17 protein-coding genes are annotated in these 22,110 nt (G+C 48.8%); 5 read left to right on the top strand and 12 right to left on the bottom strand.

Going from position 1 to position 22,110, the window contains the following annotated elements:
• Positions 1 to 188 precede the first annotated feature (188 nt).
• The 6 genes from NST44_RS05805 to NST44_RS05780 all read right to left on the bottom strand — a co-directional run bounded on the left by NST44_RS05805 (position 189) and on the right by NST44_RS05780 (position 6,347).
• Positions 189 to 767, bottom strand: coding sequence for a TMEM175 family protein (locus tag NST44_RS05805; RefSeq protein ID WP_007129128.1), 579 nt, complete (start codon positions 765 to 767; stop codon positions 189 to 191).
• Between the two features lie 89 nt (positions 768 to 856).
• Positions 857 to 2,530 (bottom strand): DUF6138 family protein, encoded by a 1,674-nt coding sequence (locus NST44_RS05800; RefSeq protein ID WP_007129129.1) that lies wholly within the window; start codon positions 2,528 to 2,530, stop codon positions 857 to 859.
• A gap of 336 nt (positions 2,531 to 2,866) precedes the next feature.
• Positions 2,867 to 3,502, bottom strand: coding sequence for a hypothetical protein (locus tag NST44_RS05795; protein WP_007129130.1), 636 nt, complete (start codon positions 3,500 to 3,502; stop codon positions 2,867 to 2,869).
• A gap of 1 nt (position 3,503) precedes the next feature.
• Positions 3,504 to 4,583: an ankyrin repeat domain-containing protein gene (locus NST44_RS05790; RefSeq protein WP_210094144.1), complete on the bottom strand. Its 1,080-nt coding sequence runs from the start codon at positions 4,581 to 4,583 to the stop codon at positions 3,504 to 3,506.
• A gap of 223 nt (positions 4,584 to 4,806) precedes the next feature.
• On the bottom strand, positions 4,807 to 5,682 hold the full coding sequence (locus NST44_RS05785) for a DUF4261 domain-containing protein (RefSeq protein ID WP_040738332.1): 876 nt from the start codon (positions 5,680 to 5,682) through the stop codon (positions 4,807 to 4,809).
• Between the two features lie 212 nt (positions 5,683 to 5,894).
• Complete coding sequence (locus NST44_RS05780; protein ID WP_007129133.1) at positions 5,895 to 6,347, bottom strand: MerR family transcriptional regulator; 453 nt, start codon at positions 6,345 to 6,347, stop codon at positions 5,895 to 5,897.
• Between the two features lie 175 nt (positions 6,348 to 6,522).
• Between NST44_RS05780 and NST44_RS05775 the strand changes: the two genes are divergently transcribed.
• Positions 6,523 to 7,374, top strand: coding sequence for an aldo/keto reductase (locus tag NST44_RS05775; RefSeq protein WP_340898282.1), 852 nt, complete (start codon positions 6,523 to 6,525; stop codon positions 7,372 to 7,374).
• A gap of 110 nt (positions 7,375 to 7,484) precedes the next feature.
• Here the strand turns inward: NST44_RS05775 and NST44_RS05770 are convergent, their stop codons facing one another.
• From NST44_RS05770 to pnuC, 4 genes are read right to left on the bottom strand one after another with little or no spacing between them, the layout of a single operon-like run.
• Positions 7,485 to 8,036 carry an NADAR family protein gene (locus NST44_RS05770; protein WP_340898281.1) on the bottom strand — a complete coding sequence of 184 codons (552 nt, stop codon included), beginning with the start codon at positions 8,034 to 8,036 and terminating at the stop codon, positions 7,485 to 7,487.
• A gap of 3 nt (positions 8,037 to 8,039) precedes the next feature.
• Positions 8,040 to 8,924, bottom strand: a complete 885-nt coding sequence (locus NST44_RS05765) for an NUDIX hydrolase (protein WP_210094148.1) — start codon at positions 8,922 to 8,924, stop codon at positions 8,040 to 8,042.
• A 54-nt stretch (positions 8,925 to 8,978) separates the two neighbouring features.
• A complete protein-coding gene (locus NST44_RS05760) occupies positions 8,979 to 10,013 on the bottom strand; it encodes an AAA family ATPase (protein WP_340898278.1) in 1,035 nt (344 codons plus the stop codon).
• Complete coding sequence (gene pnuC, locus NST44_RS05755) at positions 10,010 to 10,681, bottom strand: nicotinamide riboside transporter PnuC (RefSeq protein ID WP_340901419.1); 672 nt, start codon at positions 10,679 to 10,681, stop codon at positions 10,010 to 10,012. Before pnuC ends, NST44_RS05760 begins: the two co-directional genes overlap by 4 nt.
• Before the next feature lie 324 nt (positions 10,682 to 11,005).
• On the opposite strand from pnuC, the gene NST44_RS05750 reads away from it, so the two are divergent.
• Positions 11,006 to 12,115, top strand: coding sequence for a PRK06851 family protein (locus NST44_RS05750; protein ID WP_340898276.1), 1,110 nt, complete (start codon positions 11,006 to 11,008; stop codon positions 12,113 to 12,115).
• A 21-nt stretch (positions 12,116 to 12,136) separates the two neighbouring features.
• Here NST44_RS05750 and NST44_RS05745 read toward each other — a convergent pair whose 3' ends face one another.
• A complete protein-coding gene (locus tag NST44_RS05745) occupies positions 12,137 to 12,541 on the bottom strand; it encodes a VOC family protein (RefSeq protein WP_007129140.1) in 405 nt (134 codons plus the stop codon).
• Between the two features lie 360 nt (positions 12,542 to 12,901).
• Between NST44_RS05745 and NST44_RS05740 the strand changes: the two genes are divergently transcribed.
• The 3 genes from NST44_RS05740 (at position 12,902) to NST44_RS05730 (ending at position 15,744) form a co-directional block, all read left to right on the top strand.
• A complete protein-coding gene (locus NST44_RS05740) occupies positions 12,902 to 14,077 on the top strand; it encodes a sensor histidine kinase (RefSeq protein ID WP_040738333.1) in 1,176 nt (391 codons plus the stop codon).
• Entirely contained in the window at positions 14,064 to 14,711 is a 648-nt protein-coding gene (locus NST44_RS05735) for a response regulator transcription factor (RefSeq protein WP_007129142.1), read from the top strand. The genes NST44_RS05740 and NST44_RS05735 overlap by 14 nt, the downstream gene beginning before the upstream one ends.
• Positions 14,712 to 14,922: 211 nt before the next feature.
• On the top strand, positions 14,923 to 15,744 hold the full coding sequence (locus NST44_RS05730) for a CPBP family intramembrane glutamic endopeptidase (protein ID WP_340898271.1): 822 nt from the start codon (positions 14,923 to 14,925) through the stop codon (positions 15,742 to 15,744).
• A gap of 192 nt (positions 15,745 to 15,936) precedes the next feature.
• Here the strand turns inward: NST44_RS05730 and NST44_RS05725 are convergent, their stop codons facing one another.
• On the bottom strand, positions 15,937 to 22,011 hold the full coding sequence (locus NST44_RS05725; protein ID WP_007129144.1) for a CehA/McbA family metallohydrolase: 6,075 nt from the start codon (positions 22,009 to 22,011) through the stop codon (positions 15,937 to 15,939).
• Positions 22,012 to 22,110: the final 99 nt, after the last annotated feature.

Here is a 22,110-nt window from a genome sequence, read left to right as displayed (position 1 = left end):
CTGTTGGGATCCTCCTTTCGTTAGTTATAGATAACTAACATTTTTCATTATCAATACCTTGGGGAACTGACTGTCAATCGTATATGCGTGCTATTAGAAATGAATGGAGTATGTAGTCACCACATACCCCATTCATTCCCACCATATTAAACCCTCAACCCAGGCATGCATGAAACGAAGAACCATTCTTAGCGGCTTCTCAGGACATGCTCGATTCGCTTATCCGGCATGAACCAAACCACGGCAACAAGTACGAAAAAGAACCCGGATATCCAGACACTCACGTAAGCGGTCAAGGCCGCAGTCAAGTAGAGTAACGGTGATAGTTTCCCCTTCCAGTCCTTCCCCATCGCTGCAACGAATGAGGAATCACCGGAATGCTGGTTCATGATCATGCGCTGAAGCAGCCAATACGAGAACGCCGCCAGGAGCAGAATAATACCGTACAGCGCCGTTGGAGTAGGTGCAAAATGGCTTTCCCCCATCCACGCCGTCGTGAACGGCACAAGGGATAGCCAAAAGAGGAGCAGCAAGTTGAGCCACATCAATCTCCCGTTCATGGTTCGAACCATATGCAGCAGATGATGATGATTGTTCCAGTAGATGCCGATATATACGAAACTGAAGATATAGCTAACAACTTTCGGGCCAAGTGCGATTAGCGCATGCCAGTCATGGCCTTCCGGCACTTTGAATTCCAGCACCATGATCGTAATGATAATGGCCAGAACCCCATCGCTGAATGCTTCCATCCGATTTGCTTTCAATGCGTCTCACCTATTCCCCTCGCTTCAAGTAATGACCCTTAACCTTCTCCTCACCATTTGCTTATTAAGATCGTCGCTTCACCGAGCCATCAGTCTATGCCCGCCGCTTTTAGCAGACAAAGCAGCAGCTCCTTGCGCGGTCCCTGCGCCTTGCGAGCCAATGCAGTCAGCTTCTCCGGCTTGCCCCAGATCGGATACAGTACCCGCTCGGCCTCGTCGTCCGACAGCGTCTCTATTTGCTGCACGAACAACGTCAGCTTGTCTTCGTTCTCCAGCTCCGGCTGAATCTTCAGCTTCAACGAATCGTGGGAGCGCAGCAGACTGGAGATCAAGGTCGGCGTCGAGCGTTCCGTAATGCCATAGGTTTCGGCGAAAACGGCTGTAAACTTGTCATGCATCAGCTGATGCTCATCATCTACAAGGTCCATATAAGCTTCAACAAGCGGAAAATACCGCTCAGAGGAAAGCCCCAGCCCAAACACGGCATAGCTGCCCGGCATGACGCTTTTTTCATCCTCCGCATCTTCATACCACTCGAATTCTACCATCGCCTCGCGAGCGTACTCCTCTAATAACGGATGCAGCTCGGAATAAGCCAGAGCATTCGCAAAAAAACGGTGCGTATCCGATTTGGCCAGCCCCTTGATGGGCAAATACTCTCTCACGCTGGATTTTAGCTTGATTTTGTAGCTTTTCGGGAAGTCCTTTCGGAGCAGCGAGAGAATAAACGATATCGCCCGCTCATACGCCCCGGCTTCTTCCTTGCGAATAACGATGGTGAAAAGGGAAAAAACATCGTTCGCCTTGCATTCGACCAACTCATGGCGCATATTGACTTCGTCGTGCGAGAAGCTATCGCTGCCCTGTTTCAGCATACGTGAGGCTTTGCCGCTGCCAAGCTGCTCCGCCAGCTCCAGAAAAGTCTGCCCTCTAGACTTGCTATAGTTCGGCTCATACCGAATAATCATTACAGCGCCGTACAACAGAAGGTCAATAGGCTGGTTCGGCTCATCCTTATTCTCAAGAACGGCATCCGGCTTGATCACATACTCATTGGCCCTGTATTCGGAACGGGTAACGTCATAGTAGCGTGGCAGGAATATATCCTCGGCCCAGCTGGTCAAGGCCATAATAATATCTCTTCGATGCTCCGCAAGCGCCTCAACCCGGCCTTTATTCAATTCTTGGATCCGGTCAAATAAAGCGATTGTCTTTGCGGCCTCCGGTTCAGGGAACAAATGCGGATCCAGCAGATGACGCGCCAAAAAGAAGGTTTCCAGCGGCTTTGTCGGATAAGTGCCCTTCTCGAGTTTCTTCTCGATATAGGAATGAATTCGCTCCAGAAGCTGCTGCTTTTTCGCTTCATATTCGGTTTCCAGCACCGTTAATTCGACAAGCCCGTCTGCTGTCGCGAAGGTTCCTTGAAAGGTAAACCGGTAATCGATCAGCGGCGACGTTTCCACCTTGTTCAGCCTCTCCCGTACGATATTCACGAGCAGTGGCTGAACCTCATGCAATATCTGCTCTCGTGTAAAGGGCGAAACTCTCATCGACTTATTGCCTGCCGCGCTCCCCAAAGGTTTCAAGCTGTCAACGCTTGTCCTCCCCGGCCGATAATCCAGCATGACAGAGTTAAAGATGCCTACTTGCAGCGTGGTGCGCAAGACCACTTCCTCTGCGTTCTTTCGATTCTCCTGCTCGTCAAACCATGTATGAATGGCCGTTTCCATCTCTTCCAGCGCTTCCTTCTGCAGCTCGTTCATTGTGTTCCACCTTTCCGCTTGTCCCATCTTTTCTCAACATTATCATACTATGAAAATAAAAAACTTACGGCCGCTCCATCCGATATATTGCACTTTCTTCAGTCCTTCCGGGCTCATTCACTCGCTAACGAGACTCAGGAATGACTGCAGTTACTGATGATTCGACTAATTCATCAAGAAATCGGATAACAAAAAGACCGTCCTCCGCATGCAACGCATGTCAGTGGTCGGTTCTTTTGACAAGATTGCCATTTTGCTTACCATCGGGGTTTTATCCGTACTTCGTTTCCAGCAATCCTACAGGATCCGATCATTGCTTTGCGACCCCTCCACAAATCATGAGAATTGCCAAAAACCTGCTATTGGATGTTGTATCCCCTCCGCCCCAATCTTCGCAAAAATATACAGAGATCCAAAACCAAAAGGATAACTGTAGTCGTCTCGAAGAAGCATATCGGGGTAACCATCTTCATCTACCTGAAATAAAAAAGAGTATGACTCCTCCTTCAGCTTCGTGAAATAGTAGTCGTTATTTTGGATAAGTCTCGGATTCCCGCCTAGCTTGATCAAAAAAGACTGATCCATGGATTTCTCGTCATTGCTTATATCCCCGGCGGAAATTGCATGTTTTAAGAGACCTGGATTCGTGAACGTCTCTTTAACGCTTTCCTTTGAAATTGGATGCTCGACCACCTTTATCGAGCACTTCGGATAAACATTATTGTCCAAATATTCCTCATAGTCCTCTGGGATGAAGATCGAAATCATGCTCTCCGGTTTAAAGGGATGGACGAGGCACATGTAAAAATAATATTTTTGATTACCTTCGTGGATAAGGTCTGCTTGATCATCAAAGAAGTCCGGTGCATTCCCCCCGATCCAGCCTGTACCCTGTTCGTTCGATAGACTTGGTTCCGCATAATAAAGAATACAGTCTGTTTTCTCAACTAAATAATTTGTGTGGTTCTCCATTTTACGCCTCTCCCTCAAGAAACTTCATGAGGTGCATTTCAGGCGACGCGAGGAACTCTGTAAAGCTGCATAAATCCGCATAAGTCTGATGTTCCTCGTCGTAGCAGCCGATCAGCCCTTTTTTCTTCGGATTCCAAACGAGCTGCAGATCGGAGTAATTGTCGATATCGGCTGATAGACGCAGCAGCTTTTGCTTGCCAACTTTCATCTCAATCGTATCGGTCAATGTGAAAAAGTCGATATGCCTGATTTCATACTCGTTTTGCGCGAGCTCAAGGCGCAGCTTGTCTCCCGTAAGGAAGCTGACCAGTTCATCCGTTAGCTTATATTTCTTTAACTCATATTTTTTGTTTTCCATATCATGCATCTCATCCGGCTCCAGCGATTTCAAATAATCGGCCAAGACGGTATTCTTATTACTGACTGCAATCGTATAAGGCCGCTCGCCGTTCTTTTCCGCTAACGTAACGTCCGCGCCGTGTTCAATCAAAAACTTGACCATCGCCATATTCCCAATCCGCGTCGCAACGGTTAACGGAGTCGCTTGATAAGGATAGACCATATCTGGTTTATTATAGTTGATGTCTACCCCTTGATCGAGCAGATACTTGAGTGTCTTCATGTCATGGTCCGAGGCGGCTTGACGCATTACGTCACCGCCATGCAGCTTGATATCTAATCCGAGCTCATGAATAAGCGGAATGTTTTTTTTGTTGCCATTGTAGGCCTCTGAATAGGCGCCTGACCCGATTTTATTGAGCTTGTCCATCTCGGCGCCTTGCGCTGCAATATAGCGGACGATGTCCTCCCTGCAATAGCGAACAGCCCGCAAAAAAGCCGGATTATGATGGACGTTCAGGTTGACGCCGTGCTCGACCAGCAGCTTTACAACATCCATTCTCTGCGTTACTAGCGCCAGATCCAACGGACTTAGCTTGGTGCGCTTGCTGAGTACGATGCCATCTTCAATATCCCAGCCTGCGGCAATTGCAGCCTCTAAAGCGGGAATATTCCCTTGGTATATATGCATCGCGATTTCCGGCAGCTCCTCGAACCTCCCGATATCTTTTAGAACGATCATCCAATACCACTCCTATCTGTCCGTTAACTTAACCTAGGCCAAGGCGGTTGCCATGTCCGGGAAATAAAAGTATTAAAAAAGCCAGCGGAAACGTACCGCCAGCTCATTTTCGTGCCGTATCACACTGCAGGCATGTTTAGTATAAAATTGATGGCTCAGTCGGCTCGATCGTGGCCCCTCCCGCGACTCCAGGCGAGAGGCCCCGGTCATACGTCAGCCTAATTTATTCTCGTTCTCCTGCCGCATATTCGCCTGGACAGACGTCCATCACTTCTCTGGCAGGCTGGATCAGCGACATTTCGAACCTGCAAGGCCAATGCACCTCCGGTGCCATCTCCCCGTTCAGCAAGCCGGCGATCGTCTCGCCGTCGTTTACCGGCACGTCCGCTTCAAACAAATAGGCTGCAACACTGAATGCATGCCGTGACACGTCGTTTGGATCCAAGGTATGAAAGTGATACTGGACATCCGGAAGTCCAAGCGCAAAGAGGCCGAGCGAATCGACCAAGCTGTCTTCGGTGCCATGAATGGTAAAATAGCGGATATTCATGCCGAACTGCAAGAACCTCGCGGCTCCTTCGTACGGATTATCCGCAATTTCGGACGGATGCAGCAGCTTCCCGCTCGATGGAATCCAGATCGCTTTGCAGGTCGGGAACAGGCTTACGGCAGCCTCCAGCCAATCCGCCAACAAGGCGCTGCGCGATTTATAGTCCAGCCCCGCCGCCATGAAGTCGCTGATCAGCAGCTTATAACGGCACTGTTCCAGAACGTCCTCCCCATCCGGCATTGTCCAAAACTGGGTGCGCTCCATGTCGGTAATCGACTCTGGTTGGAAAGGCGTAACGTCTGCCATCATTACCTGAGCCGGCATTTCCCCATCCCGGTAGGCTACTTTATACGCCTCTACGGCAAACGACGACAACGCGTCGGATCCCGACACGATATCCGTTTTTCCGCATTGGGTTTCTATCGCAATCCGGATGGCCTCGGCATTCGGCCGTTCCGCTTCCTCCTCAAACAGCAGGTACATTTGAAACAACCGCTGAAACTCGCTTTTTTCGTCTAAATTTTGCTGAAGCACGCGTTCGCTCTCCATTTCTCCCCTACCACTCCGTTCGTATGTCGTTCCCCTCTACTATAGAGATTGCCACACGGTTCCGGCAAGTCCGCTCAGGAAAATGATTCCAAAGTCGGATCTATGGGGCGCTCAGCCTTTCCTGAATCGGAACGCCCATCTCCGCCTTATGCCTATCAAAGCAGCTTATATCGGACATAAATTTTTCTCCGTCACTTGTTGTACGGTTCAGTTTAACGGGGATAACGAACAGAGGGCGAGTAAAATACGTCACTATGCATGTGCAGAATTCTGTCCCAGTTCCCGGGATTGGTCGTGTCTGGAGAGCGGTTCTCTAGAATGGCCTGATACAGGGTTGTTTTTTCCTCCAAATGGGCAACATGCCGTTTGGCTTCCTCGAGCTTAGCGAGCGCCGCTTCTTTATGCTCCATCATGAGTGTGTAGCGTTGCGGAATGGTTGAATCCCCTTCGAGACATAAATCGACGTACTTTTTAATGACTTCAATCGGCATCCCGGATTGCTTGAGGCATTTGACGCCATGCAGCCAGTTGATCGATACTTCGTCGAACATCCGGATATTATTCTCATTGCGCTGTACGCTTGGCACCAGGCCTTTATCCGTGTAAAAGCGCACGGCATGCTCGGTGAGTCCCGTTATCTGGGCAGCTTCTTTGACCGTATGCATTGTGAAATCCTCCTGAAAAATAATTTGAAAGACGGCTTGACTTCGTGTAACACGAAGGCTCTAAGCTAATTGTAATGCAAATCGGCTGTAAGCGAAATCTTCGCTCGGCGGTACCGATTCCCCTGGGACTCGCGGCCGTTTGCCGTAATACATTTGAACAATAGGAGGAATTACAATGCAAACCGTAACGTTGAACAACGGAGTAAACATGCCGATCATCGGCTTCGGGGTCTATCAAGTTCCCGATGCGGAAGAATGCGAGAACGCAGTATATGAAGCACTAATGACCGGTTACCGCCTCATCGACACCGCCGCCGGTTATCTGAACGAGGAGGCAGTCGGACGAGCAATTAAGCGCAGCGGCATACCGCGTGAGGAACTGTTCATCACGACCAAGCTTTGGGTCCAGGATGCCGGCTACGAGAGTGCCAAGCTGGCATTTGCCAAATCCCTGAAGAAGCTGCAGCTCGACTACCTCGATCTGTACCTGATTCACCAGCCGTTCGGCGATTACTACGGCGCTTGGCGCGCAATGGAGGAATTGTATCGCGAGGGCAAAATCAAGGCGATCGGGGTCAGCAACTTCCTGCCTGACCGTCTGATGGACCTTATCGTACACAATGAGGTCGTCCCCGCCGTCAACCAGATCGAAACGCATCCGTTCTACCAGCAGACAGAGGTCACCGCTTTTTTGAAAGAGCAGGGAGTTCAACATCAGTCGTGGGCGCCGTTCGCCGAAGGACGAGGCAACATGTTCGGCAACGAAGTGCTGACCTCGATCGCTGAAAAACACAGCAAGTCCGTCGCCCAGATCGTGCTGCGCTGGCTTGTTCAGCGTGAAGTCGTTGTCATTCCAAAATCGGTGCGCAGAGAGCGGATCGCCGAAAACTTCGACATTTTCGATTTTGAGTTAAGCGCGGACGATATGACACAAATCTCTACCCTCGATACGCGGGAAAGTCTCTTCTTATCATACCGCGATCCGGAAGTCGCCAAGATGATGGGCAACTGGAGAGTCGACCTGTAAACCTCGGTCGAAACACAATCCCATAGAGAGAGCTATCGACGAAAAATGAAAAGAGGATCGATTTTAATACAGCACCTACGATCCTCTAATTCCGTTATCCGACCAAAAAACTAGCTCTGCAGCAGCTCGTCCCGCGCTTCGGTCAGCGCGAATCCCAGCAGGTTTTGGCCCCGCCATTTCACGGGGTTCTCCGCATTTGGATTGGACTGGCTCATACCGATCCCCCAAATGCGGTCCTGCGGGCTGGCTTCGACGAGGATGCGGTTCTTCGTCGACTTGAGATAATCGCCAAGCTCCGGATTCTGCGAAAACTTGGCCAAGCTGGCTCGTTTGACGATGCCGTAGCATTCCTGGTCCCAGGTATCCTTGTCGAAGTTTCGGACCGCGCGCCCATAAGCCTTCATTTCCTTGGGATGCTTAGCTGTAAGGATCGACTCCAGCATTTCATGGTCGCCGAACAGCCTTGCCTTCTCAGCCATCATAAACTGCTCGGCACAGGAATATTCCGTCCCCTCTACCGTGAACGGGCACATCCACCACTGGCTGAAGCAGCTTTTGTCGATGCTCCCGTCCTTAGGCGGCGTATGGCCCCAAAAGAATACAAACTTGAACGTTTTCCCTTCGTTATAAGCTTGTTTTAGCTCATCGAGATTGTAAATCATCCGTTATTCCTCCAGTTTTCTTCGATACAAGCGGGAAGGCCTGTGTCCCGCATTTTCGGTGTAATGATCGGTCTCCGCCACGAGATCGGCCACCTTGCGCCGGAAGGCTGCCTTCAATAGCTCTTTATCCAAAATGACCTCATAAACCTGCTGCAGCTCCGTCAAGGTAAAAAGCTCTGGCATCAAGTGCAGCGCAATATCGGTATAATTTACTTTTCCCCGCAGCCGCTCGATCGCGCATGCTATAATCTTCGCGTGGTCAAAGGCCAATCCATCATTCGATACGATCTTGTAATCCGTGCTGGTCGATGTCGTCTTTACGGTCAACGTCCTCGCCACGACCGCCGAAAGCTCCTCCTCACCGCTTAGCTTGAGTTCATACTCCAGCGTCTTGACGTATCCGTCCTCCATCATCTCTTTCTGCTCCCGCAGCAGCCGGTAGGATACCTTGAACCAAGCAGCGTCGGCCGCATCGTCTCCCGCCTGAAGCTCCAATTTATCGCTGTTGATCAAAGCCATATAGCTGCAGCTCATCACCCAGGTTCGGGGATCTCGCCCGATGTCACTGAACGTATACAACTGCTCCAAATAAACGTCGTCCACGCCGGTCTCCTCGCGCAGTTCCCTTGCCGCGGCCTGTTCAGTCGTCTCGCCCGGCTGGACAAAGCCGCCAGGCAGCGCCCATTTACCCAGGAAAGGGTGACCTCCCCGGCGGATGAGCAGGATGCGGAGCTCTTTTTCGGGTAGCTTCCGATAGCTGTCAGCCGCCTCATCCGTAACCGTGAAGATCACCATATCGGCTGCCACCGAAGGCCGCTCATAATTCTCTGCCCGGTACTTCTCCAAAAATTCGCGTTCCGTAAGTCCGTCCCGATCCAACAAATCCAATGGGGGCGCCTCCTTGTTTTTTCATTCTAAGCTAGTTGTGGTTATGTGTTCATTTTACTCCCTGCCTGCATCTAATTCTAAACGTTTTAGCTCCCCGAAATAGTTCCGATAGGGCTCGAACCTCGCCAGCACCTCGTCTACCTTGCGCATGCGCTCTTCCAGGCTCCCCCGCAGCGTAATGTAGGGGATGCGCCGCTCCTTCAAATCCGCGATGATCTGTTTATGAAAAACATGCCGCTTCTGATCCCCGCTTCGATCCCACGTATCGTCGTAAGGAATATCGTCGTCGCACAAGAAGAACAGATCGTAGCGCTGCGCGTTCTCCAGGGCAATCCGCGTTAACCGCTCCGGCGCCCGGCCGTGGTAATCCATAGCGAACATATACGTCGTAATCGCATTCGTATCGACGAACAGAAATCGGTTCGCCGCAAGCAAAGCCTGCTCTTCCCGCTCGATATGGCCCACAGCGATTTCATCGAACGCCTCCAGGCTGATTCTGCGGTCCACCTGATGCTCGGTCCAATAATCGCGCCCGTATTCGCTAGCATAGGTCGTGTGATACCGCCGCGCCAGCGCTTCGGTGATCGTCGACTTCCCCGTCGACATCGCCCCAACGAATACCACCTTCGTGATTAAGTCCCGGTACACGATATCACTTATGAACTCCCTGTATTTATACGGATCGGAACGGATCATCGTTGCAGAGATCGGAACCTGCTCGCGGGCTTCATCAACCCGCCGGTCAACCGAGCCCAAAGCGAGGCTCATATGCCTGCCGTAAAACTCGCTCGAATAAAAATGCGTGACCTGCTCCCCGTTCAGTAAACGGAGGATATACTGTTCCTCCCGAATCTCATGCTCTCGGTCATCCGAATACCCGTCCGGTCCGTCCCAAGCTTCAACGACCCGGACTGCCGGGTATAGTCGCCGAATCCAATTCGCCCGGATGTGAAGCGGGATCGGCGTCACCGTCGTCTCGTAAATGACCACGATCAACTCATCGACCTCTTGCAGCGCCGTTTCGATCATGAACTGATGCCCTTTATGCAGCGGGGCAAACTTCCCCAGCGTTAATCCGAGCTTTTTCATGCCGCCACCTCCCTGGCCCCTTTGTTCCAATTGTAATAGCCGTATACCGCATTAACCAAATACGCGCTCCACATGACGATCATCAGCATGCCTTCGCTGCTGCCCTCAAGCAGTCGAATCGCCCAGAGCAGCACCGTAAACAAATTCAACACAATATAGACAAGCCATTGCTCCTTGAATCTGCGGACCATTAAGAAGGTGGCTACAACGGACAACACCGTCGTAATAGCATCGATGTAAGGCGAGTTCTGTCCCGGGATGAACGAAAGCCCAAATCCCAGCAGCAAACAGCCCAAGATACAGGCTGCGCCAACGAGAAGCAGACCTCTAAACTCCATTTGGCGCATGATCAGCTTGCCGTCTTGGCGGTGACTTTTCCACATGTAGAAGCCAATGACGTTCATCGGAACGAAGAACAGCAGATTCAGCATAACCTCTCCAAACAACCCGTTAATATAGGCCAGATAAGCGTAACCGATGGTGTTGTACATGCCGAAAGCATAGCTCATCAGGCTGCCCTTCGCCGCAAGCACCACGCACAGCACCCCGGTAATAAAAACGGTAAATCCGAATAAAGAATCCTTGGACATCACCGTAAATCCCACCGCAATCGAGGTAAACAGCGCCAACCAAGCGATTTCGAACAGGTTCCAGCCGCGCGCAACCATCTTCACAATACATCCCCTCTGCTTTCTTCACTGGTTTATAGAGCGAAACCACCCAGTCAATACTTAGTATCATTTTGTTAATAACATTTTATTACTATCAAAAATAACAGAAAAGCCTGCGCATGGCAAGTGAAATCTGCCCATTTATCGCAGACATGATCGTTATGATCTTGTACATTCCGCAGCCGTAACATATAGCGAAAATCATGAGAGGACGAACACCACTTGTTACAACACGGAATATACAAATATATAGGCACTTATCCCAATCATGCTTATTCTGTAAGCTTGGCGAATCGGAATAGGCACAAAGGAGTGTGTAGGTTGGTACTACAATCATCTCACTATTTTGCCCACGGCAACACTGCGCGCGGGGCTCATTTCTTGTATACATCCGCATTTGACGGGTTGAACAAGATTTATGTCCTTACGGGGCCCCAAGGTACGGGGAAATCAACGGTCATGCAAAGCTTGGCGGATCGCCTGCTGGATCAAGGCTTTCATGTGCAATGCTTCCACTCCCCCCTCCGTCCCGACGAACTGGATGGCATCATTTTTACGGAATTGAAGGTTGGTATTGTTGACGGCAGAGTCTGTAAGGGAATTTCGGATAGCGGGGCCGATAACATCGTCTTTATCGATTTCGGGGAAGCATTCGATAACAGCCTGATTTCACCGGAAGACTTGGTCACGATAGAAGATCTTAGTGGCAAGCTTGAGGACGCCTATTCAACTGTATATGAAACATTCGCAACGGCACTACGGATTCATGACGAGTGGGAAAAATATTATATCGAAAATATGGATTTCGCGAAGGCCGATCAGATTGCACTGGAATTCATTCAAGAATTATACGCCGGTCATGAAAGCGATACGCCAATCGCTCCGCGTCACTTATTTTTCGGAGCTGCGACCCCGAGGGGGGCGTTCGATTTTATTCAAAGCTTGACCGCTCAGCTGCAAAGACGGATATTCATCAAAGGAAGGGCGGGATCCGGCAAATCGACGCTGCTGAAAAAGCTTGCATCTGCTGCCGAACAGAAAGGAATCAACGTTCAAGTGTTTCATTGCGCCTTTGATCCGAACAGTCTGGATATGCTGATATTCCCGGAGCTTCGAACAGCGATCTTCGACAGTACCGCTCCGCATGAATATTTCCCCGATCGGGACGGGGATGAGATCCTAGATATGTATACGCGGACCATTGCCCCTGGAACCGATGAAGCCTATGCTAACGAAATAGCGGCTATCAAAGCACGCTATTCGGCAAAGATGAAAGAGGCCACCTCCCATCTGGCGGAAGCCGAAGCCATCGATTCTCAGATTAAAGCCTACTATGTTGCGGCCACCGATTTTTCGATCGTGGAGAAACTCCGCCTTCAATTACAGTCCGAATTGAATGAACGGATCAGCTCCATTCAGGCTTCACAATAAGATACAACCCAAAAGCGTTCGTCAATGTCTACCTTTGAACCGTTTAATCGCTTCCTCGGTCACCGGCTCGAAGAGGTTAAGCAGATTGCCATCGGGATCGCGGAACAGCATAGAACGGTTCCCCCACGGCATCGTGGTCGGTTCCTTTACCCAATGATCGACGAATGGCTTCAAGCGCACATATTCGGCTTCGACATCATCGACGCGGAACTCAATAATGACAGTGCGATTATTGGCCCCCACTACGGAACCCGCGCCGAATAGCTGTGCCGTTTGGGAGTGGCCGATTGCAAGGGTGCATGATGGCAAGACGAGTTCGGCAAATACGGGCGCGGGTCGCTCCGCCGAAACCCCCATGACTTTCTCATAGAACTCGACGAGACGATCCACGTCGTCAGTAATGATGCGTACGGAAGCGAAATTCATAAGTTATCATCCTTCCTAATAATGGGTTTGGCTGTGCCCCACAGCCGTTGTAAAACTTGCTTTTTACTTATTTCATTTACTTGTCCAATAATAAAAAAACGCTACTGACAACGTTATGTCAGTAGCGTTTTAGAATTTTTGGGGCTTCGTTCGATTCCTTCACCTTATCTGCGATGTCATGGTTAAATCGAAGGCATACTCGCAAGTGGCCATCAGCCTCTGACACACAAGAAACCATTAAAGACATTTATCGCGGTTGGGACGACCCGTAGGTCATCGTATTGAGCTGCAATGCCGAGTTTTATTATACTGGCCGGAATACGAGGTTCCAAGTTTATAGATTTCCTGTAAAATGATGCTATGAAAAAAATATTATCTTTCATGGATTGGGGCATATTCGCTCTTCGTTCGTACCATTATATCTTGCTGTTGTCCCAGGCTCTGGCGGTAAGTGAGTTTTCGATCCGAACGTTATTAAATGTGACCTGGCTGGGCGCAGCCCTTGTCGTCCCTTTGCTGTTCTGGTTTCCTGGGCGCCGGATGAACAAAGTCTGGTTTTGCATATTGGAGTTATTGCTTGGCGGTTCTTATTATGTGAATTCTGTCATTCATCCGGATCTGACTTCAAAAGCGGACTATTTGCTGCCGAGTCTTACAATCGGGTACTTATTAACTAAGCAATCTCTTTGGATCATTCCCTTGCTTGCTTTCATTCCTTTTTCCTTTCAGTCTTCCCTAAGACTGTCCTGGGAGCAAGCCCTAAGTCTCGGAACAGACAATCTGCTGTTCTGCTTCATCGGCATGTGGGCAAGCCTCGTAGCCAATGCGTATGATCAGAAGAATAAACTGGTAGCCGAAGTGGAGCATCAAAATAAGCTCTTAACTCACTACTCGGCCGAGATCGAGAAAATGACTTTGCTTGAAGAACGCAACCGCATGTCCAAGGAGCTTCATGATACGCTGGGTCATTCCTTTATCTCACTCATCCTGAGTCTTGATGCTTCTATTGCCCTTATGGATAGCAAGCCTGCCGAGGCCAAAGATCGGTTAATTCGCTTAAGGGCATTGGCTGAGAAAAATCTGGACGATATGAGAAACATCGTACACGAGATGGGGGAAGAAGAGGAGTCCAGTCTGATCCGACAGATTGAATCCCTTGCGGCCCGTTTCCGGGAGCACACGGGTACGGCCCTGACTGTGAGTCTGCCGGGGACAGAGAGGTCGATACGTTTTGAAGTACGGCAAACAATCCTTCGGGTCATCCAGGAGTCCTTTACGAATGCATTAAAACATGGAAAGGCAACTCAACTTCATCTGGAGCTTGGGTTTTCCGAGAGCCACCTACTATTGTCCGTTCGAAATAACGGCAAGCCGATCGACAAGCTAAATTATGGCTTCGGCTTGACCACGATGAACCACCGGGTTGAGCAGTTAGGAGGCAGCTTGCACCTGTCATCCAGGGAGGGAACTCCAGTGATCACCGAAGTCAGATGCGAAATCCCGCTGAAAGGATTGGTACCGCATGGAGAAGATTAAAGTGCTGCTTGCTGATGATCAAGAATTGATTCTCGAAAGTTTACATATCGTGCTGTCCATGGAACCGGATTTGGAAATTGTCGGTTTGGCCAAGAATGGGGAAGAGGCACTGAAGGGCTGTGAGCAGTTTTTGCCGGATATTGTGTTGATGGATATCAATATGCCTGTCATGGACGGCGTCGCCGCAACAGCCCTGATTAAAGAGCGGATGCCTGCAACTAAAATCATCATGCTAACCTCCTATAAGGAAGTAGAGTATGTGCTAGCAGCGTTAAGCCATGGAGCGGAAGGTTACCTGCTCAAAGCCCTTCATCCCAGAGACCTGGCTGCAGGCATACGGGTGGTTCAGGCGGGAGGGACTTTAATTTCGCAGGAAATGGCGAGTAAAATGATCAAGACCATGAACAATGCTCCCCTTGCAAAAAATAACGAATTTGGGCTCACCGCCCGTGAAATGGAAGTGCTGCATAAGCTGGCTTCTGGCCTGCGTAATCAAGACATTGCCGAGTCGCTGTATCTTAGTGAAGGAACGGTCAAAAATTATATCTCCACGATTTATTCAAAGCTGAATGTGAAAGGAAGGCGCGAGGCCGCCCGTAAAGCCCGAGATTCGGGAATGCTGGATCATTCATAAGCTGATTCCCAAGAAGCTGGTAACTCATTAGAGTTACCGGCTTTTTTCTCAATAGCCATAGCTTAAATGATGACCAAAGCGCACTGTCTCTTATGACTTTCTCAGCCTATACTCATAGCATCAAACAATAGAAGAGGCGATAAGAAATGAAGAAAAAAATGTCCGGAAATAAAGAACTTCTGCAGAAGCAGAATGGCAGGAAGTTAAGTGCTTGGAGTTCATTTTGGCGCTTTCCCATCGTCTGGATGCTTGTAGGAGCTATCGGTATACGTTGTTCCGGCAGCTGACAGAGCGAGTTGATGGGGTGATTTCCCTTGCCCTTACACTAGTGATGGGGTTGCTGGCCATCTTGGTTTATAAGCTCACCCTGACATACCTGGCCCGGCGTTCCACTCCAGAGATAGCTAGACAACGCGCAGGGATTGAGGCCTTGCTGGGCGTACTTACCGGGACAATCTTTATTGCAGGCTCCGTCTTTATTATTATGGCTCTGGGAGGTTACTCCTTTCAGTGGGCAAGTTCTGCGAATGCGGGTTCTGTTCTACTATCCTCCATTGGGGCAGCTTTAGGAGCAGCCATTGTCGAGGAGCTTATCTTTCGTGGACTTATGTTTCAAGCCATTGATCGATTGGGGGGGAAACCGCTCGCACTCGTTGTGACCTCACTATTCTTTGGAATTGCCCATCTCGGCAATCCAGGGGCAACATTATGGAGCGGGTTCGCCATAGCCCTGGAAGCAGGTGTTCTGCTCGGAGCGGCCTTCCTGTGGCGGCGGAACTTATGGTTTGCCATGGGGCTGCATTTTGCATGGAATGCCATTGAAGGAGTGCTAGGCATTCCTGTTTCCGGACACTCGGCTCCCGGTCTGTTTACTGTAGAGGTGAACGGTGCCACACTTCTCACAGGGGGCGATTTTGGACTTGAAGGTTCCATTGTTTCGGTTGTGGTCAGTCTTCTGATCTCCATTCCAATGCTAATTGGGGCTGCGCGGTATCGAAGGGTTGAGGCCCGGAACCTTCCTGTATCAAAGTAAACGGCAGACCTGATCCATCCCAAATAAATTTCAGATCTAGATAGGACGCTGTACCCACCAATATAAATCACTTGCAGACATAAAAAGAAAATGAGCCCGGTATAATTACCGGACTCATTTCATGAAACTGCCCAATACATATGATATCTGACCGTTTTGGGTCACTCCACTGGTGGAGCAGCCTCTATTTCATTAAAGCTTCGACACGGATACGAGAAGCTCGTTATCGCTTGAAACGACCACCACTTCAGGCGGTCCAGGTGGGTGCGGCATCCGGTTCGCGATCCACCACTCCCCCGTTGCGACAAAGGCCGAAGCAGTGAACGGGAGCGTTGCTTCCGCATCCAATCCTTGGTTGACTCCCTCCATCTCGATCTGCTTCGGAGTCAAGGTTTGCAGCTCATAGGTTGCAATCAAGCCATTATACTCTGCCGTGATAAGTACGGTTCCTTCCGAAATCGCCGTTACTACACCGCTAGCGCTGATCTCCGCTATACTTGGATCACTGCTTGTATAGATGACGTTTGTCTCTACCTTTTCACGGCTTCCATCACTATATACTGCGGTAGTCACTGTTTGATAACTCTCTCCTACGACCAGTGTAGAAATTCCTTCGAGCTCAAGCTCAATCAGGCTAACTGGCTCTTCTTCGTTGCCTGTTGATACCGATTGTAAAACAGGTCGTTTAGCAATATCGTCCCATCTCCAAATCGCGTTAAAATCCCACCCTAGCCTGTCTGTATAGGTGGATGGAGTCTTTATTTCAGTTTCAGATAGCCCCAATCCTTTAAGGGTTGTTAATGCTCCTTCAGCGACACCTTCCCGATCCACCATCATGCCGTCAAATGCATAATTATTTTCGAGCGTAGCGGTGTGCCCCGCAAGAACACGTCCCATCACCCGGTTTGCCATCGTTGGCGCCGTAACCGAAGGGCCCAGGGCAATGACATTTCTGACGACCGTATCATTGTATCCGTATCCAGTCACTCCGCCCGCATTGCTCGTAATCGCTCGAACTGTTCCTGACGCATACACGTTTTCTGTTAGGCTGCCCGAGTTCGTAATGCCGATTAGGCCGCCGGCCTGACTTACCTGAGCGGTTACATCCGCGGTTGAATAGCTGTTTCTTACGATACCATTGGAATAGCCTACTAGACCGCCCACTGTGCTGGAGCCTGTAATGGAGCCTGTTGAGAGACTATTCTCTATCTCGCCATTGTTCGTGTTGACGAGTATGCCAATTCTGCTCCCACCAGTGACGCTGGCATCGATCATGGCTATATTCTTAATCACTCCGCCATTGAGATGGAATAAGCCGCCGCTCGAAGAATTAAAGTTAACGATTTTCTTTCCGTTTCCATCCAAAACACCAGTGAACGAAATCACTTTAAAAAGCGACTCAGCCGGTTGTCCGGCGTAATCCAAATCATTATCCAAAATATACTTTTCTGCCGGGAAGCTTTCCATAACGCTCAGATCAGCAATGGACTTGATCCGGTAATAACCTGCTTCATTTCTTTCCAGTGGCACGACAGGCTCGCTAACCTTTTCAGGATTACCGCTCAATACCGGACGCTTTAAAGCATCATTCCACATCCATACCGACTCGAAATTCCAGTTCAGTCTATCGGTATACGTATGAGGGTCTTCAACCTGCTGCTGGGATAGCCCTAAACCCTTTCGGTTGTCAGCAGCGGCAACACTCTCGCCTTCTTTATCCACCATCATGCCGTCGAACGCATAATTATTTTCGAGCGTTGCTGTGTGCCCCGCAAGGACTCGTCCCATCACCCGGTTCGCCATCGTTGGCGTCACGACGGAAGGGTTAAGAGCAATCACGTTTCTGACAACCGTATCATTATATCCATAGCCGGTCACTCCGCCTGCGTTGCTTCTAAGCGCCTGGACGGCTCCGGATGCATACACGTTTTCCGTTAAGCTGCCTGCGCTTGTAATTCCGATCAGACCGCCAGCTTGGTTCAGCTGGGCCGTTACATCTGCCGTAGAATAGCTGTTTCTCACGATGCCATTGGAATAGCCCGCAAGACCACCCACGGTGCTGGAGCCTTGGATGGAGCCCGTGACATAACTATTCACTACCATTCCGTTGTTCGTATTAACGAGTATGCCGATATTACTTCCGCCAGTAACGCTTGCATTAACCATGGCTATGTTTTCAATCGTTCCGCCATTGAGATGAAATAAGCCGCCATTTTCTGATTTGAAATTGGTTAAGGATTTATTGTTTCCATCAAACGTGCCAAGGAATGGTGTCGCCTTGAATAAGGGCTCAAATAGCTTCCCTTCAAAATCAAGATCATTCGCCAGTATATAATTCTCATTTGGGAATTCGGATATCGTCTTTAATTCTTGAACCGAACGGATGATGTAGTACCCATCTTCATTCCGATCAAGCTTCGGTTTTGGAATATGATCTTCATTAATTTGTTCCAGACTACTTTGCAATAATGGTCGCTTGGCATCCTCATTCCAGATCCAGATTGAATCAAAATCCCAACCGAGGGTCTCCATGTAAAAAGATGGCTTCGTAAATACTTCTACGCCGACCCCCTGTCCTTTTTCATTGTTCGGATCAGCAATCGTAACATTCTCACTGCTCACAAACATATTTTCATCAGCGTAGTTATTGACTAAAGTTGCCGTCTCCCCAGCTAACACTCTGCCGACAATTCGATTCGATGCAGTACCTGTCACAATGGATGGATTTAATGCCATACTATTTCGAATGACCGTATTGTTATAGCCGTATCCGCTGATACCGCCAGCATTTGATTCTTCTGCTATTACGGCTCCGGTTGCATAGACCTGTTCTGTTGTACTCCCCCGGTTCGTAATCCCGATGACGCCGCCGGCTTGCTTACCTCGTGCATTGACTCGAGCTGTAGAATAACTATTTCTAACAATCCCGTTCGAGTAGCCCACAAGACCGCCAACTGTAGAATTGCCTCGAATGGATCCGGTGCTGTAGGCAAATTCCACGATCCCATCGTTCTGATCCACCAGGATCCCAACATTGCTCCGGCGAACATCAATGTCAGCAAGGATTCCTACATTTCGAATTGTTCCTTCATTAATAGCGAAGAGACCTGCGCCGCCTGAGGAGACCATAACACCTGTAATCGAATGCCCTTGCCCATCAAACGTACCCGTAAATGGGGTGCCATTCGCGCCAATGGCTTCAAAAAACATGCCTTTACCATCAATGTCCTGAGTTAAAATAAAATGTTTGTCCGGGAACTCGAGCATTTTATAGAGTCCACTGGCACTTTTGATTTGATAGGGATTGCCTTCCGAACCATCGCCCAGCATTCCTTCTTTAGCTATGAACGGTTCCGTTAACGGCTCTAGATCGATTGGATTATTAACCACTCTTACGATGATCGTATGTTCATCGCCAAATGAAAGAGAGGTATCAAATAAGATGATTTGTTCACGTCCGAGATGTTCTAGTGTTGCTTCTTGAACAACCGTTTCCAACAGCTGTTCACCTGTATGGTTACGCTTCTCCCCGATCACGGTAATACGTTCCAGAGAGCTCGGATAGTTCAGAACCCCTACGCCCTTTAGGACATTATTCTCTATAATTGCGCTTGTTAACTTCATATAATTCGCAGGTTGTTTAATCGTAAATGAATCAATTTCAACACCGTCGCTGTTATAAGCTTTCAACGTGAGAGACCGATCAGTAGATTCTAAAATAACACCCGTCTGCTTATTCTCATCATAAACAATATGATCCCAGTCAAATGATTTATTATCATAGAACGTTGGACCTGATGAACCGACGGTCACAAAAGTTGTGCCTAGATTCATCGCTTCTTCCGATATATCTTTTACACCGTTTCGTATGGTTGTCCGCTTGTAGACATGATCATGACCGCCAATGTACAGACTGACACCAAGCCGTTCAAATGCTTGAGACAATTTCACTCTCATCATGTCCATACCGGTCTCATCACCGGATTGACCGCCATAATAAGGATAATGCCCCATCACGATTTTCCACTTCTTGTCGGTTGCCCGCAAATCTTGCTCCAGCCATGACAGCTGCTTGTCAAAATCCAGCACGGAATTCAGAACTGCAATGTGCATATCGCCGTAATCAAACGAATAATTCGTTTCCCGGTAACTGCCTTCACCATTCTTTGGCAGGTTGAAAAACCCCGAGAACGGCACGAGCTTCCGCTCCGTCGCACGTTCACGGTCCCCGACAATGTGAGCAGAAATCAGACCCTTTTCGTTGTTGTAAATGTTGCTAAACACATCATCCCATGCATACATATTGCCGCCATTTTCGACCAAGTCTCCGACTTGAATCACCGTCTGTCCGTTTGAATTCTTTTCCCTCAGAACGTCCAGCATATTGTTAAAGAGCTGGAAGCTTTCCGGATTTCGATCCGGAACTTCAAGATCCCCCATCACATACATAACGGCTTCCTCTGAAGCTGGCGCGGTGCTAAAGCTATAATTGCTGCTCCAAGGTCCAGTCGGTGACATTCCATACCGATATTCATACTTAATCCCTAAGTCGAGATCTGTTATATTCGCTTCATGAGCTGCAAGCACGCGATAATTACTCTTGTCATACGTATCACCATAGGCGGCTTGAAAATAAGAGGCTTCTGCTTGTACTACTTTAGCATTGTCCCACGTCGCCACTGACTCTGGTTTATACTGAACATACGATGTTTCTAACGCCTTATCCGTCACCAAGTTTATTCCTACTTCATGTTCGTTTTCACCTACATTAACCATGGGCTGGAATTCATTTAAAACTTTATCGGCATCCAGCTTCTGTTGATCAACGAGTAACCGGATAAGTTCAACTCGCGTATTACCTTGAGCATCAGTGGCTACATACTTAATGAAATATTCTCCGTACATGTCGACCTTGAAATGCTGATTTGCTACGGCTACCTCTCCCTTGTCATTTAGAACGATGGCCTCAACCGATAAAGATTGACCGCCGTGATCCGTCGCAGAAGTGCCCAGCACTTCCACTTGATCCCCAAGCATAATCGTTTCGGGATATTGTCCATGAACCGTGATTTCAGGCGCATGCACAGTACCTCTCGTTTCATCACCAATCCATATTGGAGCACTTATAGCTTCTTCACCGTCTGCTTGGAAAGCTCTAACGAGGAAGTAGTCCCCATCTTCACTTGCTAAGGTTACTTCCTGTTTAAATTGATTGCTGGCAATGTTGCCATACTCCTTGACGATTTGACCGCTGTTTTTGTAAACAACGACTTTATCCAACACATCGTTAGCATCAGGGTCACTTATCTGTATCTTGAGATTAATTTTCTTTGTATTGGGCGGAAGAATCGCCCCCATCATCTGACCTTTGGCTGAAACCGCCATTTCTAAGTTGCGATCAAATGATACATAGGTGCGGCGGTTTCGCATCGCATCATAAAGACCTTCTCTAGTAAGCTTCTTTCCCCACATACCGGTCACATGGGGCTGAACCATTCCCCAATTCCCTTTGTGCTCGTCCCCGCCAAACACAGGCGAAACATGCCAGCCTCGATCTAATGCCTTGGTATAGACTGCAAAATCATTGGAGGATTTGTATTCGATCAGATTAAGGTTTCTGTCAACGTCTCGATTATAATGTTTAAATTCATTGAAACTCCAATTTCCTGACAAACGTGGATGATTAAACTGAGCAATCGCATTCGGATCTTGGGCAAGTCTTGCGTAAAAGGTGGGCAGATCATATTTGATGTCGCTCCAGCCCCAAGTGCCATCCGCACCTACTCCATGTGTTCTTGCAAACCATGGGGCATTAAATAAGTTGATATGACCCGATTCATCATACCAGGTCACTTCCGTACCCGGCAGCGTAATAAATTCGTAATCACGATTGTGAGCATCCGATTGTTCATGCAGCAGCTTGTATTCATCTGAATAAGAGTCTTGAACATTCGTAATGAAATCACTGCCCGTACTGATATCATAAGTCACGTCGTGTTCTGTCACTGCAAAAAAATCAAAATCTGTATTACTTTTCACAAAATTATAAGCATCATTAGGCAGCAATATCCCATCACTGAGTGAAGTATGAGAGTGCATGTGACCTTTGAACAGTGAAGCTCCTAAGTGCTTGGCTCTATCTTTTTTAGAAACATCAACTTCTTTCTCTGCAGACGCGAATACCAAGTTACCGTAACTAAGACTAACAACCCCCGCGATGATACAAGCCAGCACAATGAAAGGCAGTCTTCTTCTTTGGAACTTCACTCAAACCCTCTCCTTTTCGGCTTAAATGGTAATACAGGTGTCTGACTGATAAACAAACAGCCCTTAAACTAAAAAATGAAGTCTGAAGGCTGTTTCATA

The sequence above is a fragment of the Paenibacillus sp. FSL W8-0919 genome (genome assembly GCF_038003785.1).
GTDB lineage: Bacteria > Bacillota > Bacilli > Paenibacillales > Paenibacillaceae > Paenibacillus_AQ > Paenibacillus_AQ lactis.
The sequence above is the reverse complement of the archived record's forward strand: the minus strand, read 5'-3'. Positions and strand labels throughout refer to the sequence as shown.